Annotated in this window: 21 protein-coding genes; 15 read left to right on the forward strand and 6 right to left on the reverse strand. The window is 66.4% G+C overall.

Going from position 1 to position 15377, the window contains the following annotated elements:
* Positions 1-98 precede the first annotated feature (98 nt).
* Positions 99-1595 carry an MFS transporter gene (locus E0504_RS15445; RefSeq protein ID WP_207974421.1) on the reverse strand — a complete coding sequence of 499 codons (1497 nt, stop codon included), beginning with the start codon at positions 1593-1595 and terminating at the stop codon, positions 99-101.
* Complete coding sequence (locus E0504_RS15450) at positions 1592-2446, reverse strand: SDR family NAD(P)-dependent oxidoreductase (RefSeq protein WP_131624944.1); 855 nt, start codon at positions 2444-2446, stop codon at positions 1592-1594. Before E0504_RS15450 ends, E0504_RS15445 begins: the two co-directional genes overlap by 4 nt.
* A gap of 171 nt (positions 2447-2617) precedes the next feature.
* Between E0504_RS15450 and E0504_RS15455 the strand changes: the two genes are divergently transcribed.
* From E0504_RS15455 to E0504_RS15465, 3 genes are all read left to right on the forward strand, one after another.
* Positions 2618-3802 (forward strand): acyl-CoA dehydrogenase family protein, encoded by a 1185-nt coding sequence (locus tag E0504_RS15455; RefSeq protein WP_131624945.1) that lies wholly within the window; start codon positions 2618-2620, stop codon positions 3800-3802.
* A 97-nt stretch (positions 3803-3899) separates the two neighbouring features.
* Complete coding sequence (locus E0504_RS15460; protein WP_131624946.1) at positions 3900-5039, forward strand: acyl-CoA dehydrogenase family protein; 1140 nt, start codon at positions 3900-3902, stop codon at positions 5037-5039.
* Between the two features lie 42 nt (positions 5040-5081).
* Positions 5082-5888, forward strand: coding sequence for an SDR family oxidoreductase (locus tag E0504_RS15465; RefSeq protein WP_131624947.1), 807 nt, complete (start codon positions 5082-5084; stop codon positions 5886-5888).
* A 64-nt stretch (positions 5889-5952) separates the two neighbouring features.
* On the opposite strand, the gene E0504_RS53460 is transcribed toward E0504_RS15465, so the two are convergent.
* From E0504_RS53460 to E0504_RS15485, 4 genes are all read right to left on the reverse strand, one after another.
* Positions 5953-6087, reverse strand: coding sequence for an entericidin EcnA/B family protein (locus tag E0504_RS53460; RefSeq protein ID WP_131624948.1), 135 nt, complete (start codon positions 6085-6087; stop codon positions 5953-5955).
* Positions 6088-6230: 143 nt separating this feature from the next.
* Complete coding sequence (gene gmk, locus E0504_RS15475; RefSeq protein WP_131624949.1) at positions 6231-6878, reverse strand: guanylate kinase; 648 nt, start codon at positions 6876-6878, stop codon at positions 6231-6233.
* Between the two features lie 50 nt (positions 6879-6928).
* Positions 6929-7369 (reverse strand): hypothetical protein, encoded by a 441-nt coding sequence (locus E0504_RS15480; RefSeq protein ID WP_131624950.1) that lies wholly within the window; start codon positions 7367-7369, stop codon positions 6929-6931.
* 38 nt (positions 7370-7407) lie between these two features.
* Positions 7408-7911, reverse strand: coding sequence for an SspB family protein (locus tag E0504_RS15485; RefSeq protein WP_131625022.1), 504 nt, complete (start codon positions 7909-7911; stop codon positions 7408-7410).
* 95 nt (positions 7912-8006) lie between these two features.
* Here E0504_RS15485 and hisB point away from each other — a divergent pair, with 95 nt between their 5' ends.
* The 12 genes from hisB to E0504_RS15545 all read left to right on the forward strand — a co-directional run bounded on the left by hisB (position 8007) and on the right by E0504_RS15545 (position 15375).
* Positions 8007-8600: an imidazoleglycerol-phosphate dehydratase HisB gene (gene hisB, locus E0504_RS15490; RefSeq protein ID WP_131624951.1), complete on the forward strand. Its 594-nt coding sequence runs from the start codon at positions 8007-8009 to the stop codon at positions 8598-8600.
* 23 nt (positions 8601-8623) lie between these two features.
* Positions 8624-9253 carry an imidazole glycerol phosphate synthase subunit HisH gene (gene hisH, locus E0504_RS15495; protein ID WP_131624952.1) on the forward strand — a complete coding sequence of 210 codons (630 nt, stop codon included), beginning with the start codon at positions 8624-8626 and terminating at the stop codon, positions 9251-9253.
* 62 nt (positions 9254-9315) lie between these two features.
* Positions 9316-10086: an SDR family oxidoreductase gene (locus E0504_RS15500; protein ID WP_131624953.1), complete on the forward strand. Its 771-nt coding sequence runs from the start codon at positions 9316-9318 to the stop codon at positions 10084-10086.
* The gene (locus tag E0504_RS15505) at positions 10083-11228 is read left to right on the forward strand and encodes a glycosidase (RefSeq protein WP_131624954.1); all 1146 of its coding nucleotides are present in this window, start codon (positions 10083-10085) and stop codon (positions 11226-11228) included. The genes E0504_RS15500 and E0504_RS15505 overlap by 4 nt, the downstream gene beginning before the upstream one ends.
* A 47-nt stretch (positions 11229-11275) precedes the next feature.
* On the forward strand, positions 11276-12004 hold the full coding sequence (gene hisA, locus E0504_RS15510) for a 1-(5-phosphoribosyl)-5-[(5-phosphoribosylamino)methylideneamino]imidazole-4-carboxamide isomerase (RefSeq protein WP_131625023.1): 729 nt from the start codon (positions 11276-11278) through the stop codon (positions 12002-12004).
* Positions 12001-12759 carry an imidazole glycerol phosphate synthase subunit HisF gene (gene hisF / locus E0504_RS15515; protein ID WP_131624955.1) on the forward strand — a complete coding sequence of 253 codons (759 nt, stop codon included), beginning with the start codon at positions 12001-12003 and terminating at the stop codon, positions 12757-12759. Before hisA ends, hisF begins: the two co-directional genes overlap by 4 nt.
* A 72-nt stretch (positions 12760-12831) precedes the next feature.
* Entirely contained in the window at positions 12832-12987 is a 156-nt protein-coding gene (locus E0504_RS15520; protein WP_131624956.1) for a PEP-CTERM sorting domain-containing protein, read from the forward strand.
* Between the two features lie 40 nt (positions 12988-13027).
* Positions 13028-13345, forward strand: a complete 318-nt coding sequence (locus E0504_RS15525; protein WP_131624957.1) for a phosphoribosyl-ATP diphosphatase — start codon at positions 13028-13030, stop codon at positions 13343-13345.
* A complete protein-coding gene (locus tag E0504_RS15530; protein WP_131624958.1) occupies positions 13345-13719 on the forward strand; it encodes a histidine triad nucleotide-binding protein in 375 nt (124 codons plus the stop codon). Before E0504_RS15525 ends, E0504_RS15530 begins: the two co-directional genes overlap by 1 nt.
* A gap of 62 nt (positions 13720-13781) precedes the next feature.
* A complete protein-coding gene (locus E0504_RS15535) occupies positions 13782-14234 on the forward strand; it encodes a YbgC/FadM family acyl-CoA thioesterase (protein WP_131624959.1) in 453 nt (150 codons plus the stop codon).
* A complete protein-coding gene (gene tolQ / locus E0504_RS15540) occupies positions 14231-14938 on the forward strand; it encodes a protein TolQ (RefSeq protein WP_131624960.1) in 708 nt (235 codons plus the stop codon). Before E0504_RS15535 ends, tolQ begins: the two co-directional genes overlap by 4 nt.
* Positions 14938-15375 (forward strand): biopolymer transporter ExbD, encoded by a 438-nt coding sequence (locus E0504_RS15545; protein WP_131624961.1) that lies wholly within the window; start codon positions 14938-14940, stop codon positions 15373-15375. The genes tolQ and E0504_RS15545 overlap by 1 nt, the downstream gene beginning before the upstream one ends.
* Positions 15376-15377 lie beyond the last annotated feature (2 nt).

Below are 15377 nucleotides of genomic sequence, written 5' to 3' on the forward strand. Positions count from 1 at the left end.
CGGCCGGTTTCAGACGGTTTCTCGTGCGCCCGACATCTGTCCGTTGCAATTCAGGACCGTGGCAGAGCCACGCGGCCGCGCCAAGGCTCTAGTTGGCATCACGGGTGGTGTCCGACCGCGTCGGGATCAGCCTTGGCCGCCTGGGCGAGCAGCGCCAGCCGCGCCTCGTGCCCCTCGCGCGTGATGGGGAAGCGGCGGATGATCAGCACCACCAGGATCGCCAGCACGAACACGCACGCGGCATAAGTCATCGCCAGCCGGTCGATGATATCGGGCGCGACCGCGCCCGGCGTGGCGCCGCTGGGCATTCCGGCATAGCTGAGCAGGAACCCGGTGATGAAAATCCCGACGCCGGTGGAGCATTTGGCCGCGAAGAATGCGCCGGCCGCGAACGTGCCCTCCGACCGGCGGCCGGTCTGTTCTTCGGAAGCCTCGACCACGTCCGCCACCATCGATGACAGCGCGATGTCGGCGATGACGCTGAACATGTTCGAGAAGAACGTCGCGACGAACATTCCGCCAAGCGACGGAATGGACCCGTCAGGCCACCACAGGCCGAAGTGGCGCAGCGTCAGGGGAGTAACCCAGCAGATCATCCCGATAACGGCTGCGACGGCTGCGGTTTCGCGCTTGCCGAACCGCTGTTGCAGCGGGCCGACCAGCAGAAAACTGCCGATCACGCTGCCGAACAGCAGCAGCGGGTAAAGCTGCAGCGCCAGCGGCGGGAACTTCCATACGAACAGGTACAGGTAGTTGGAGATCGAGAAGGTGATCCCCTGGCTGGTGATCGACGCCGCGATCGCGAACATCAGCACCACGAATGCGGGGTGGGACAGGCTCTCGCGGATTTCGCTGAACGCGCCGCCGATGCCCGCCTTGCCGGGGGCTTTCACCTCTGGCCGGTGGCCGACCCACTTGTGCTGGCCCCATGCCGACAGCAGCACCGTGCCGACCATCAGGATCGCGCCGACGATGCCGTAGTTGTGGTAACCCTCGCGCGCCAGCATCGCGTTGGGCAGAAACACGCCGTACGCCAGCAGCAGCATCAGGAGGCCGCCGCCCCAGGCGTTGAGATAGCGCAGGCGGGTGAGGCGGGTGCGCTCGTCGTAATCGCGGGTGATTTCCGCTACAAGCGCGGCGGACGGCACTTCGCAGAACGCCACCGCGGCGCGCACGGCGATCGCCGAGAGCAGCAGCACCGGGAAGCTCGCCGGGCCGACGGGCGACCACAACAGCACCCAGAACCCGCCGAGGAACAGCGGCGCAACATAGAGGTAGGGCAGCCGGCGGCCCCAGCGGGCGTTCGTCCGGTCGCTGACGTGGCCGACGATGGGATCGATCAACCCATCGAGCACCAGCGCGATCAGCAACGCCAGGCTGACCAGCCGCGCGTCCATTCCTAGCACCTGGTTATAGAACAGCAGCAGGAAGGTGGAAAAGCCGTTGTCCTTTATCCCGTAGGCAATGCTGCCCAGGCCGTTCGCCATGGCAAGGCGGGTCGGCACGCGGCCCTGGACCGGCGTCATGGGAGCCGATGTGCCCGGTGCCGGCGATTCAGGCGCCGGCGTCTGGGGCGCAGCCGCGCTGGCGCTCACGCAGCGGTTCCGGTCGCCTGCGCTTCCATGGCGGACAGCGCTTCGAGCATCCCCGGCGTTTCGGGATCCCAGCTGCCTCGCTGCCCGATCGTCAGACCGCCATCGACCAGCAGCGAGGTGCCCGTGACGAAGCTGGCCGCTTCGCTTGCGAGGAACGCGCATGCTTCCGCGATGTCGCGCGGCTGCCCGCCGCGGCTGACCGGCTGCGCGTTGGCGCTCATTTGCGCGATCATCGACTTGGCGATGTGCTTGGTCTCGTCCGGCACTTCGAGCGCGGTGGTGAAGATGTTGGTGTTGATGAAGCCCGGCAGGATCGCGTTCACCCGGATGCCGAACTGGGCGAGGTCGGCGGCGGCGACCTTGCTCAGGTGGAGCACACCCGCCTTGGCGACCGCGTAAGCGGTAGGCGAGAACCCCGAGCCCGTGGCCGCCACGCTGGCCGTGTTGACGATCGCGGCGCCGGGCCGGCCCTGCATGTGCGGCACGGCATAGCGGATGCCGAACGCGACCGAGCGCAGCAGCAGGTCCATCGTGCGGTCCCACTCGTCGGGCTCGATCTCGTGAATCTTGGCCCGTGAGCCCCCGGCGCCGGCATTGTTGAACACCACGTCGATCCCGCCGGTTTCCTGCCCCGCGCGGTCCATCAACGCTTTGATCGCCTCGGTCGAGCAGACGTCGCAATGCTGGAAGCGAATGTCGCCCACGCCTTCGTCGCGCAGCGCTTGGACGCCGGCTTCGTCGATGTCCGCGGCGTAGACGATCGCGCCTTCCCGCGCGAACAGGCGCGCGGTTTCCGCGCCGATACCCGATGCCGCGCCGGTGATGACGACGGTCTTGCCTGAGAATCGCATGGCCTCTCCCGAGCCTTTTGTTGTGGCGGTAGGGTAAGCGGATGGACCGCCTCGTCAACGGTGCTTCGGCTGCCGTTACGGCATCCTCAAACAAGCGGTATGGCGCAAATCCGGCCTTGCCCCGGTGCGACAATCGGCCTTACGTATGCGTCAACGAGAGGAGACAACCCGATGTCCGACCTGGATGCCTTCCGCAGCGAAACCCGCGCATGGCTTGAGGCGAACTGTCCGCCGGAAATGCGCCAGCCCGTCCGCGATGACGAGGACGTTTACTGGGGCGGCCGCAACGCGACCTTCAAGAGCGACGCGCAGCGCGCCTGGTTCGAAGCGTGCCGCGACAAGGGCTACACCGTGCCGTCGTGGCCCAAGGAATACGGCGGCGCCGGCCTTTCCCCTGCCGAAGCCAAGGTGCTGCGCGAGGAGATGGCCGCCATCGGCGCACGTCCGCCGCTGTCGAGCTTCGGCATCTGGATGCTTGGCCCTGCGTTGCTGCACTTCGGCACCGAGGAGCAGAAGAAGTTCTTCCTCAACCAGATCGCGCGCGGCGAGATCCGCTGGTGCCAGGGGTATTCGGAGCCGGGATCAGGCTCGGATCTCGTAAGCTTGCAGACCTTCGGCGAGGACAAGGGCGATCACTGGGTCGTCAACGGCCAGAAGATCTGGACGAGCTACGCCGACAAGGCCGACTGGATCTTCTGCCTCGTCCGCACCGACAAGGCGAACAAGTACCAGGGCATCACCTTCATGCTCTACGACATGGCCACCCCCGGCGTGTCGACCAAGCCGATCCTGCTGATCAGCGGCAACAGCCCGTTCTGCGAGACGTTCTTCGACGACGTGAAGGTGCCCAAGTCCTATGGCGAGGGCATCCCGGCCTACGTCGGAGAGATCAATCGCGGGTGGGACGTGGCCAAGTACCTGCTGGGCCACGAGCGCGAGATGATCTCGGGCGCCGACAGTTCGGAGCGCGGAGCCGGCATCGGCGCCGCGCTGTCGCGCAATGCGGGCGGCGAGCTTGATCCGGTGCTGCGCGCCGAACTGGCCATGTTCGACGTCGACGCGCTGGCGTTCAGCGCGATGGGCGAGAAGTTCCTCGACGAGATCAAGGTCGGCAAGACGCACCCGGCATACCCCAACATGATGAAGTACGCCGGCACCGAGCTGAACAAGCGGCGCCACGAGCTGCTGATGGCCGCCGGCGGCTCGACCGCGCTCGAGTGGGATAGCGAGGAAACCCGCGGCGGCGCCGCCCCGCGCGCATGGCTGCGCACCAAGGCGAATTCGATCGAAGGCGGCACCAGCGAAGTCATGCTGGGCGTCGTCGCCAAGCGCATCCTCGAGCTGCCCGGCGCGTGAATTCGCCATCCCGGCGCTTGCCGGGATCGCGTGCCGCCCGATGCCGACCTAGAACAACGAGATCCCAGCCGTCGCTGGGACGACGGGAAGAGAACACATGCCGCTCTACCACAATGAAGACCAGGCGATGCTCGCCGAGACCGCTCAGCAGTTCATGGGCGAGGAAGGCGCGATCGGAAAGCAGCTGCGCCATTGGCGCGATCGCGAATGCAAGGATGGCTTCGGACACGATCTGTGGAAGCAGATGGCCGAGATGGGCTTCACCGGCGTGCTCGTGCCCGAAGCGGACGGCGGGCTGGGCATGGGCCATGTCGAGGCAGGCATCGTGCTGGAGGAGATCGGCCGCAACCTGACGCCGTCGCCGTTCCTCACCAGCTCGGTCATGGCCGCCACGGCGCTGTCCGCCGCGGGTGACGAGGCGCGCGGGCGCTGGCTGCCCGGACTGATTTCAGGCGACAGCGTGTTCGCCGTGGCGATCGATGAAGGCCCCAAGCACCGGCCAGAGCGGATCGCCACGAAGGCGGAACGGTCGGGCAACGGCTTCAAGCTGTCGGGCAAGAAGGACTTCGTGCTGTATGGCGCGAGCGCCGACATGATCGTCGTCGCCGCGCGCACATCAGGCTCCGACACCGACGAGCAGGGGATCACCCTGTTTGCGGTGCCCAGGGACGCCGCCGGCGTGGGGCACAACTCGGTGCGGCTGGTCGACAGCTCGATGGCCAGCCACCTGACGCTCGATCAGGTCGAGCTCGACGGTGATGCCGTCATCGGTGAAGTCGATGGCGGGCGCGAAGTGCTGGGCCGGATGCTCGACGCTGGGCGAGTCGGCGCGGCGGCCGAAGGCGTGGGCGTGGCCCGCGGGGCAATGGACATGACCATCGACTACCTCAAGCAGCGCAAGCAGTTCGGCAAGCTGATCGGCGAATTCCAGGTGCTCCAGCACCGGGCGGCGCATCTGTATTCCGAAGTCGAGATCGCCCGCGCGGTGGTGATCAAGGCGCAGCAACTGCTCGATGCGGGCAGCGAGAACGCGTCGCTGATGGCGTCGGTCGCGAAGGCGAAGATCGGCAAGGCCGCCGGCCTCGCGGTCAAGGAAGGCGTGCAGATGCACGGCGGCATCGGCATGACCGACGAATACGACATCGGCCTCTACATGAAGCGCGACCGCGCGCTCGCGGAGTTCATGGGCGACGTCCACTATCACGCCGACCGCGTAGCGCGGATGAGCGGATACTAGATTGATCCTTCCCGCAGGCGGGTTGGGCGACAGGAGAGAGAAATGACCCTCGAAGACATGTTCAGCCTCAAGGGGCGCGTTGCGCTGGTCACCGGTGGCAGCCGCGGGATCGGCAAGATGATCGTCGAGGGGTTCCTCGCCGCCGGGATCGACAAGGTCTACATTTCGGCGCGCAAGATCCACGAGATCGAGGAAACCTGCGCCGAGCTGGGCGACAAGGTCATCGGCATCCAGGGCGACATCTCCACCATGAACGGCATCGACGCGCTGGTGGAGGAGCTGTCCGGCCGTGAAACCCGGCTCGACATCCTGGTCAACAATGCCGGTTCGGCCTGGGGCGCGGATTACCTCGATTTCCCGGAAGCGGGCTGGGACAAGGTGATGGACCTCAACGTCAAGTCGCCGTTTTTCCTGACCCAGAAGCTGCACAAGCTGCTGACCGCGAATTCGAGCCAGGCCAGCCCGAGCAAGGTGATCAACATCGCCAGCGTCGATGGCCTGCGGATCAATCCGTGGGAGACCTATAGCTACCAGGCGTCAAAGGCGGCGCTGATCCACCTGACCCGCCGCATGGCCGCGCGGCTGGTGCAGGATCACGTCTATGTCACCGCGATCGCACCAGGCGCGTTCCCTTCCAGCATGAACAAGGTCGCGCGCGATCACGAGGAGCAGTCGTCAAAGGGCATTCCGAACAAGCGGGTGGGTGACAAGTATGACATGGGGGGCAGCGCGGTCTATCTCGCCAGCCGCGCGGGCGACTACACGATCGGGGAAACGATGACCGTCGACGGCGGCATCGTCAACGCGCACTTGCCAACCCACTTCGCCGATCCGGCGGGGGGACTTTAACCTCGTTTACTGCCGCGGCCGGTGCCGTGGGATAATTCCCTGAGCACCGGCCGCCGCAAACCGGTTAGCAGTTACCCGGCTGACCGTCGACGCAGTCGCCAACTGATTCGACATCATTGGCAGCGCCGCGAACAGCGTTGCATGCCGACAGGATCAGCCCGCTGGACAGGGCGAGCGCGATGAGGACCTTCTTTTTCATGTCGTGACTTCCTGCTCCGCCCGGTGCGACAATACGTCCCCGCGACGTGATGATGAAAATGCCCGGCGCTGCCTGGTGTTCCCCGAGGGCGATAAACCGGTCGTCGCGGTCAATCTTTCCGGTCGGACCAGGTCTTGCGCGGTTCAGCCCATCATCGCGCGAACGAAATCGATCAGCCCCGTCTGGCGCCGCCGCTTCCGGCGCTCGGCATGCAGGATTTCGCGCACCTTGGCGAAACAGGCGTCCACGTCATCGTTGATGACGACATAATCGTACGCGTCCCAGTGACTGATCTCGGCCCGGGCGCGATCCATCCGCGCGTCGATCACCGCCGCGCTGTCCTGCGCGCGGGTTTCGAGCCGGCGGCGCAGTTCATCGATGCTGGGCGGCAGGATGAAAACGGCGACCACGTCCTGCTTGTCCTTCTGGATCAGCTGCTGGGTGCCCTGCCAGTCGATGTCGAACAGCCAGTCCTGCCCGTCTTTCAGCCCGCTGCGGATGTGCCCCTTGGGCGTGCCGTAGCGATGACCGAACACGTGCGCCCATTCGTAAAAATCATCGTCCGCCACCATCTGGTCGAACTCCGCATCGGTCGCGAAGTGGTAATCGACCCCGTCGCGTTCTCCGGGCCGCATCGGCCTTGTGGTGACCGAGACCGACAGCTTGATCTCGGGGTCCGCACCCAACAGCATGCGAGAGATGGTCGTCTTGCCCGCGCCCGAAGGTGAGGACAGCACGAACATCAGTCCGCGCCGCTTGAGAGTGTTGGCAGGAGTTCGGTCGCCGGTCATCGCCCGCAAGTGCGCCAGGCCGGCCTAACAAATCAACCCGGAAGCCGCGCTCAATCCTCCGCCATCTTCCGCAGCGTCCGGTCGCCGGAACGGCGCGCCTGGCGCTTGGTGCGGCTGCGGTCGTAGAGCGTTTTCACCGCCAGGCCCCCGCCGATCACCACCGCGCCTGGCAGCGAGCGCGTCGCCAGCCGCGCCAGCAGCGCGCTGACCAGCGTATTCGACAGCGACCGGTTCTCAACGATGGCCTTTGCCGTGCCCTGGCCGAAGCGGCCATGAAGCAGGCCTTTCTCCATGGTGTGACGCACCAGGCGGCCACCGGCGCGCAGGGCGATATCCTGGATGATCAGGTTGGTCGCCGGATTGGGGCTGGGGCCCGGAACGGAGGTGCTGCTGCCCGCAGCTTTGGCGACCAGTTCGGCGCCCGCGTCGGTAATCCCACCGGCCGCTTCGGTCTTCTTGCTGGGTGGTGCCGTTTCGCGCGTTCGCGCCATTGCCGTATCCCCGTGGGGCGGCAAGGAAGCCGCCGTGATTATTTCTTGCGGCCGAAATCGACCGTCACGACGTTTGATCCATCGTCGCTTTCGGTAACGGTGGGTCCGCCGCTGTGTTCCGACCCGTCGTTCTCCGCCTCGTCATGCGTTTCGGGCATCATGTCGGCGACGGTTGCCTGGAACTGTAGCCCGAAATCGACGGCCGGATCGACGAACGCGGTGATCGCGCCGAATGGGATTTCCAGCTTGGCGGGCACCTGGTTGAACGTCAGGCCGACGCTGAACCCATCGTCGTCCACCTTCAGGTCCCAGAACTTGTTCTGCAGCACCACCGTCATCTCGTCCGGGAAGCGCTCGCGCAGATGCGGCGGGATGGAGACGCCCGGGGCACCAGTCTTGAAGGTGATGTAGAAGTGGTGGTTGCCCGGCAGGCTGCCGCCCGTCGTTTGCACTTCACCGAGCACCCGTCCGACGACCGCGCGCAGCGCTTCCTGCACGATCTCGTCGTAAGGGATCAGGCTGTCTGGCATATCGTCGGTCATCGCCCGCGTGGTGGCTCGGCCGCGCGGCTCGGTCAAGCCGGAAAGCTAACCCGCGAACGCTTGCACGGCGGCGCTTGCCGCGTATAGCCGCCGCCATGCGCACCGGCCGGATAGAACGCACCACCAGCGAAACTGCCATTCTGGTCGAGGTCAATCTCGACGGGAACGGCACATACTCGGTATCGACCGGCATCGGCTTTCTCGATCACATGGTCGAACAGTTCAGCCGCCATTCGCTCATCGACGTCACGATGCGGGTGCAGGGCGACCTTCACGTCGACCAGCATCACACTACCGAGGACAGCGCGATCGCGCTGGGCCAGGCGCTGGGGCAGGCGCTTGGCGACAAGGCGGGGATCGGCCGTTACGGGCAAGCCTATTCGCCGATGGACGAAACGCTCGCGCGGGTGGCGCTGGACATTTCCGGGCGGCCATACCTCGTGTGGCGCGCGGGCTTCAGCCAGCCGCGGCTGGGCGAATGGGATACCGAGCTGATCGAGCACTGGTTTCACTCGGTCGCGCAAGCCTGCGGGATCACGCTGCACGTCGAACTGATGTACGGCAGCAACAACCACCACGTGTGCGAGGCGATCTACAAGGGCTTCGCGCGCGCCATGCGGCAGGCGGTCGAGCGCGACGAGCGCAAGGGCGGGGCCATTCCCAGCACGAAGGGTCAGCTTGGTGGCTGAGGCTTCCCTTACAGGCCCTTCGCATGTCTGAAGCCATCGCGCTGATCGATTACGGCGCCGGCAATCTCCATTCGGTCCACAACGCGCTGAAGGCCGCCGGGGCCGAACATGTCCACGTCACCGCCGATCCCGACCTGGTGCGCGGTGCCCGGCGCATCGTGCTGCCGGGGGTAGGCTCATTTCGCGCCTGCGCGGAAGGCCTCGCCGCGATTCCCGGCCTGGTCGAGGCGCTGGAGGAGCGGGTTCTCACCGACGGCGTGCCGTTCCTGGGCGTGTGCGTGGGGATGCAACTGCTCGCAACGCGCGGCCGGGAACACGGGGACACCGACGGTCTGGGCTGGATCGCAGGCGAAGTCCTGCCGATCGAACGAACTGATCCGGCGCTCAAGGTCCCGCATATGGGGTGGAACGAAGTCCGCCCGATGCCGCACCGCGACGGGGCCATGCTGGTGGAGCCGGGGGAGGCGTACTTCCTGCATTCATACCACTTCGCGTGCGATGAAGGCCGCGATGTCGCCGCGATGACCGACCACGGCGGAGGACTGGTCGCCGCCGTGGCGCGGGACAATATCCTGGGCGTGCAATTCCACCCGGAGAAAAGCCAGGCATACGGATTGCGGCTGCTCGAGCGGTTCCTCGGCTGGAGGCCCTGACCGGCGGGAACGGCTGGCCGGTGCGATGCGTCTCCCTGCTAACTGCAAAAGGAGACCTGCCGATGGCTGATGCCGATCCCAAGAACCTGTCCGACGCGCATACCGAGATGCCGTCCCTCAAAGGACGCAAGGCGATCATCACCGGGGGCACCACCGGCATCGGCCGCGCGATCGCGGTCCTGCTGGCGAGCGAAGGTGTCGAGATTTTCACCTGCGGGCGCGATGAACAGCACCTCAAGGACGGGCTGGAGCGGATCAACGAAGTCGGGAAGGGGGATGGCATCGCGCTCGACCTTGCGAAGCGCGAGGACCTCGATCGCTTCTTCACCGAGGCGGAAAAGCGGCTGGGCAGCTATGACATCGCGATCATTAATGCCGCCGTCCCGGTCGATGGGCTGACCACCACCAACGAGGAAGACGCGTGGTACGCGGTTGCCACGGACTATGCCGCTTACGTGATGAGCGCGCACAAATCGGTGTCGCACCTGAAGGACAAGGGCAACCTGGTCCTGATCGGATCAATGAGCGCGCACAGCTTGGGCGGCTCCGGCTCGGTCTACGCGGGCATGAAGAAGGGCATCCAGGGGTTTGCCGAAGCGCTGCACAAGGAATTGGGGAGCAAGGGGATCAAGGTGGGCCTGATCGAACCCGGGCTGACCGGCGCCGACTTCCAGTACCCCGACATCCCGGCCGACAAGCAGCGCGAGATGATCAACGAGGACAAGATGCTGCGGGCCGAGGACATCGCGGTGGCGGTGCACTTCATGCTGACGCAGCCGCGCCGCGCGGTGGTGATGCAGCTTGCCATGACCCAGCGCGTGTCCGACGAATGAGCTTTGCAGTCGACCGGTTGATCCTGACGCCGGACGATATCGACCTCGCGCAATCGCCGCTCGCGGGTCAGTTGGGCGCCGAGACCTATGTGCTCGGCGCGTTCAACCCGGCGTTGACCCGATTGCCGAACGGCAACCTGCTGATGATGGTCCGGGTGGCGGAGGCGCTGCGCGAGCCCGTGCGGGACGGTAACGTCCATGCGATCCGCTGGGATGGCGATGGCAGAGGCGGTCGCTTCGTGCTCGACGCGTGGCCGCTCCAGTTCGCCGACACCGCCGACCCGCGCAAGTTCGAGCTGCGGGGCTATGGCTGGAAGGTCATGGCGCTGACCTCGCTGTCGTGGCTGCTGCCGGTCGAATTGACGCCTGACGGGCTGGAGCGGGTGGCGATCCATTACGACAAGGCGATCGCGCCGGCGGGCAGCTATCAGTGCTACGGCGTGGAGGACGCGCGGATCAGCAAGGTTGGCGAACGCTACCTGATGACCACCTGCTCGGTCAGCCCCGAGCGGCACTCGACGACCCTCTATAGCTCGGACGATGCGCTCGACTGGCGGTTCGAAGGGATCGTGCTCGATCACCAGAACAAGGACATGCTGATCTTCGAAGGCCTGATCGATGATCAGTATTGGGCGCAGACCCGGCCGCTGGGACAGCTCTTTTTTGCCTATCCACCCGGCAGCGAGTGGCACGCGGGGCCATCGATCAACCACGCCACCAGCCCGGACGCGCTCCACTGGAAGCCGCATATCGAGCCCGCGATCCGGCCCCATGCCGGCACGGCCGCGACCGCGCGGATCGGCGGCGGCACCCCGCCGGTCCTGACCGAGATCGCGGGGCGACGCGGCTGGCTGAGCCTGTGGCATGGGGTGGAGCCCAAGGAGATCGTCGGCATCTATCGCACGTACTGGTCGCTGCTGGATCCCGATGAGCCGTGGAAGGTGCTCGCCACCAGTCACCCCCCGTTGATCGAGGCAAACCCCGACCTGACCCGGCCGATCGAGCATCAGATGTACGTGCGCGATGTGGTCTTCACCACCGGCATCGTTGACGCCGGCGACCATTTCGTCGTCGCGAGCGGCGAGGCGGATCTGGCCTGCCGGATCACGCACGTTCCCAAGAGCGCATTCGTGCCATCGTAGAATTTGCCCGCGTGACGACCGCGGGCGGCGGTGATAGCGGCGCCGCCATGATCGTATTCCCCGCCATCGACCTCAAATCCGGCCAGGTGGTCCGCCTGGCCGAAGGCGATATGACCCGCGCCACTGTCTATGGCGACGATCCCGCGGCACAGGCGGCGCTGTTTGCCGATGCGGGGGCTGAACACCTCCACGTGGTCGATCTTGACGGATCGTTCGCGGGCCAGGCCGAGAACCGCGCCGCGGTCGAGGCGATTGTGGCCGGATTTCCCGGATTTGTGCAGCTTGGCGGCGGCATCCGCACGCGCGCGGCGGTCGAAGGCTGGTTTGACCTGGGCGTGGCGCGCGTCGTCATGGGTACCGCGGCGCTGAAAGACCCGCAGTTCGTGCGCGATATGGCCGGCGCGTTCCCCGGCGGTGTCGTGGTCGCGGTCGACGCGCGTGACGGGATGGTCGCGACCGAGGGCTGGGCGGAGGTGTCGGACGTTCCCGCAGCCGATCTCGCGCGCAGGTTCGAAGACGCGGGGGTGGCCGCGCTATTGTTCACCGATATCGGCCGCGATGGCTTGCTGAAAGGCGTCAACATCGACGCGACGGTCGAACTCGCCCGCCGGGTGGATATTCCGGTGATCGCCAGTGGCGGGGTCAAGGGGATCGACGACATCCACTTGCTGTCGCTCCACGCCAATGACGGCATCGAGGGTGTGATCACCGGGCGGGCGTTGTACGACGGGCGGCTCGACCTTGCGACCGCGATCGCGATGGCGAACCGCGCGTGACCGTTCGCATCCGCGTCATCCCGTGCCTGGATGTGGCTGACGGGCGGGTTGTGAAAGGCGTCAACTTCGTCGATCTCCAAGACGCGGGCGATCCGGTGGAGCAGGCGAAGGCCTATGACGCAGCGGGGGCCGACGAGTTGTGCTTCCTCGACATTTCCGCCAGCAACGAAGGGCGGGGCACGCTGCTCGATGTCGTTCGCCGGACTGCCGAGGTGTGCTTCATGCCGCTTACAGTGGGCGGCGGCGTGCGGTCGGTGGACGATGCCCGCGCGCTGCTATTGGCCGGGGCGGACAAGGTCGCGGTGAATTCGGCCGCCGTCGCGCGCCCGGAACTGGTGGGCGAGATCGCCGCGCGCTTTGGCAGCCAGTGCGTCGTCGCCTCGATCGACGCGCGGCGAAGCGGCGAGCGGTGGGAAATCTTCACCCACGGCGGGCGCCGCGCGACCGGCATCGATGCGGTGGACCACGCGATCAATCTGGCGCGTCTGGGGGCGGGCGAGTTGCTGGTGACCTCGATGGATGGAGACGGGACGCAAGCGGGCTATGACCTGGCCCTGACCCGCGCGATCGCCGATGCGGTGCCGGTCCCGGTCGTCGCGAGCGGCGGGGTAGGCTCATTGCAGCATCTGGTCGACGGGGTGGTGGAGGGGCACGCCAGCGCCGTGCTCGCGGCCTCGATCTTCCACTTCGGCAAGCACACGATCGGCGAGGCACACTCGGCCTTGCGCGCTGCCGGATTGCCCGCGCGCGCCTGACCCGTCCCGTGGCGGGACGCCGCCCACAACACCATTGGCAAGCCACCGCGATGCGCGCCTTGGTCTTCAGCCATGCGGATCGCCATTTCTTTCGTATTTCTCGTCATCGCGTCGCCGGCCATGGCGGCGGGAACGGCGGTGCCCGAACCTTCGGGCTTGGCCCTGTTCGGGTTAGGGGTGCTCGGGGTGATCGTCGGTCGCCGCGGCGCGCGCCGGCGGCGCGACTGACGGCTTGACCTGACCGGCCGCCTCCCGCCATGCACGGCGGGTGGATACCCTGACCCGCCTCGAAAGCACTATCGCCCAGCGCCTCGGCTCGGGCGAGCCCGGTTCCAGTTATGTTGCGCAGCTTCACGCGCGCGGCTTGCCCGTGATTGCGCGCAAGCTGGGAGAGGAAGCGGTCGAAGCGGTGATCGCCGCGCTGGCGGGCGATCGGGCCGAGCTCGTCGGCGAAGCGGCGGACGTCTTGTTCCACCTGCTGATCCTGCTCGGCGAGAAGGGCGTGCCGCTGGCCGACGTGCTGGCCGAGCTGGACCGGCGGGAGGGGACTTCCGGCCTCGATGAAAAAGCCGCCAGGAGTGCCTGATGCCGATTGATCCCACCGCGCCGTACGACGACCAGAATATCTTCGCCAGGCTGCTGCGCGGCGAGATCCCGTCCACCCGCGTGTACGAAGACGAATGGGCGGTCGCGTTTCACGACATCGCGCCGCAATCGCCGGTGCATATCCTGGTGATCCCCCGCGGCGCTTACGTCAGCTGGGACGATTTCTCCGCCCGCGCGTCCGATGGCGAGATTGCGGGCTTTGCCCGGGCCATCGGGCAAGTGGCGCGGGGCGCCGGACTGGTCGAGAACGGTTACCGCGTGCTGTATAATATCGGCCGTGACGGGGGGCAGGAAGTCGCTCACCTGCATGCGCATATCTTTGGCGGACGCCCGCTGGGGCGGATGATCGGCTGAACGCCACGCGCTGACCTTCGTTAGTTGCCAGCGGAGTCGCGCTGCGGCTAAGGCCGCTGCCAATGACGGTTAACCTATCGCTACCCGGTGGTCTGATCGACGGCCCGCGTCACCTGTATGCAGTGCGCGCGTATTACGAGGACACCGATCTTTCGGGGATCGTGTACCACGCCAACTACCTTCGCTGGTTCGAACGCGCGCGGAGCGACCTGCTGCGGCTGCTCAAGATCGACCAGCGCAGCGCGGTCGAAGCGGGTGAGGGCGCCTATGCCGTGGCAGACCTTGCCATCCGGTATGTGCGGCCGGCCAGGCTGGATGACACCGTCATCATCGAGACTCGTTGCCTCGATCTCGGCGCGGCCAGCGTCCGCATTCAACAACGCGCCACCCGGGATGGTGAGCTGATCGCCGAGCAATCCGTCCGCGTCGGCTTCATCGATCCCGCCGGGCGGCCCCGGCGCCAGCGGGCCGAATGGCGCGCCGCCTTTGCACAATTTGCAGAAAGACCTGAATGACCGACCTATCGCTTCTTGCCGCGGCCGCCGCCGTGCCCACGCGGCTCGATCCCGTACAGTTGTTCCTGGACGCCGACATCGTCGTCCAGGCCGTGATGCTGGGCCTGCTGCTGGCGAGCATCTGGACCTGGATGATCATCGTCAGCTTCTCGTTCCGCATGTCGGCGGTGCGCAAGCGCTGCCGCGAATACGAGGAGGATTTCTGGCACGCCGACAGCTTCGACACCTTGATGAAGGAGCGCGGCAAGAAGGACATCGCCAGCGCCCGGGTCGCGGCCGCCGGCATGCGGGAATGGCGCCACTCGGTGAAAGGCGGCCGCGTCGCCGATCGCGACGGCCTGCGCCAGCGCCTGGCGGCGACCATGGAGAGCCAGGTCGCGTCCGAAGCGGACGAACTGTCGAACCGTTTGAACTTCCTCGCCACGGTGGGCTCCGTCGCGCCGTTCGTCGGCCTGTTCGGCACGGTCTGGGGCATCATGAACAGCTTCTTTTCCATCGGGCAGCAGCAGAACTCCTCGCTCGCGGTGGTCGCCCCGGGCATCTCCGAGGCGCTGTTCGCCACCGCGATCGGCCTGTTCGCCGCCATCCCGGCAGTGATCGCCTACAACCGGTTCAGTCACTCGGTGAACGGTCTGGAAGGGCGGCTGCAGCGCTTCGCTGACCGCTTCCACGCCAGCCTCAGCCGCGAGATCGAGACGCTCTGATGGCGATGGGTTTGCACGCGAAGAAACGCGGGCGGCGGGGCCGTGCGCCGATGGCGGAGATCAACGTCACTCCGCTGGTCGATGTCATGCTGGTGCTGCTGATCATATTCATGGTGACCGCGCCGCTGCTTACCGCGGGCGTGCCGATCGAACTGCCTGACAGCCGGGCCAACCCGATCGACCAGGATCCTGAGCAGGTGACCGTGTCGATCGACCGCGACGGGTACATCTTCATCGACAAGGAGCGGGTCGCGGTCGGCGGGTTTCCCGACGCGCTGGCGCAGTTGAACGCCAGCGGCGGCGAACCGCCGGTGGTAACGCTGCGGGCGGATAAGGATCTGGATTACGGCCGCGTCATGGCGGTGATGGGCGAGCTGAACCGGGGCGGGTTCAATTCGATCTCGCTGGTCACCAACAGTTCAGTGTCGGCCCCATAGCG

The organism is Parafrankia sp. BMG5.11, assembly GCF_004337455.1.

Excerpts from the sequence above, each read along its gene's own strand:
- E0504_RS15480 (WP_131624950.1), bottom strand. The coding sequence starts at position 7,369 with ATGGCGCGAACGCGCGAAACGGCACCACCCAGCAAGAAGACCGAAGCG.
- hisA (WP_131625023.1), top strand. The coding sequence starts at position 11,276 with ATGATCGTATTCCCCGCCATCGACCTCAAATCCGGCCAGGTGGTCCGC.
- E0504_RS15520 (WP_131624956.1), top strand. The coding sequence starts at position 12,832 with ATGCGGATCGCCATTTCTTTCGTATTTCTCGTCATCGCGTCGCCGGCC.
- E0504_RS15535 (WP_131624959.1), top strand. The coding sequence starts at position 13,782 with ATGACGGTTAACCTATCGCTACCCGGTGGTCTGATCGACGGCCCGCGT.
- E0504_RS15530 (WP_131624958.1), top strand. The coding sequence starts at position 13,345 with ATGCCGATTGATCCCACCGCGCCGTACGACGACCAGAATATCTTCGCC.
- E0504_RS15505 (WP_131624954.1), top strand. The coding sequence starts at position 10,083 with ATGAGCTTTGCAGTCGACCGGTTGATCCTGACGCCGGACGATATCGAC.
- tolQ (WP_131624960.1), top strand. The coding sequence starts at position 14,231 with ATGACCGACCTATCGCTTCTTGCCGCGGCCGCCGCCGTGCCCACGCGG.
- E0504_RS15545 (WP_131624961.1), top strand. The coding sequence starts at position 14,938 with ATGGCGATGGGTTTGCACGCGAAGAAACGCGGGCGGCGGGGCCGTGCG.
- E0504_RS53460 (WP_131624948.1), bottom strand. The coding sequence starts at position 6,087 with ATGAAAAAGAAGGTCCTCATCGCGCTCGCCCTGTCCAGCGGGCTGATC.
- E0504_RS15465 (WP_131624947.1), top strand. The coding sequence starts at position 5,082 with ATGACCCTCGAAGACATGTTCAGCCTCAAGGGGCGCGTTGCGCTGGTC.
- hisB (WP_131624951.1), top strand. The coding sequence starts at position 8,007 with ATGCGCACCGGCCGGATAGAACGCACCACCAGCGAAACTGCCATTCTG.
- E0504_RS15450 (WP_131624944.1), bottom strand. The coding sequence starts at position 2,446 with ATGCGATTCTCAGGCAAGACCGTCGTCATCACCGGCGCGGCATCGGGT.
- E0504_RS15460 (WP_131624946.1), top strand. The coding sequence starts at position 3,900 with ATGCCGCTCTACCACAATGAAGACCAGGCGATGCTCGCCGAGACCGCT.
- E0504_RS15455 (WP_131624945.1), top strand. The coding sequence starts at position 2,618 with ATGTCCGACCTGGATGCCTTCCGCAGCGAAACCCGCGCATGGCTTGAG.
- gmk (WP_131624949.1), bottom strand. The coding sequence starts at position 6,878 with ATGACCGGCGACCGAACTCCTGCCAACACTCTCAAGCGGCGCGGACTG.
- hisH (WP_131624952.1), top strand. The coding sequence starts at position 8,624 with ATGTCTGAAGCCATCGCGCTGATCGATTACGGCGCCGGCAATCTCCAT.
- E0504_RS15500 (WP_131624953.1), top strand. The coding sequence starts at position 9,316 with ATGGCTGATGCCGATCCCAAGAACCTGTCCGACGCGCATACCGAGATG.
- E0504_RS15485 (WP_131625022.1), bottom strand. The coding sequence starts at position 7,911 with ATGACCGACGATATGCCAGACAGCCTGATCCCTTACGACGAGATCGTG.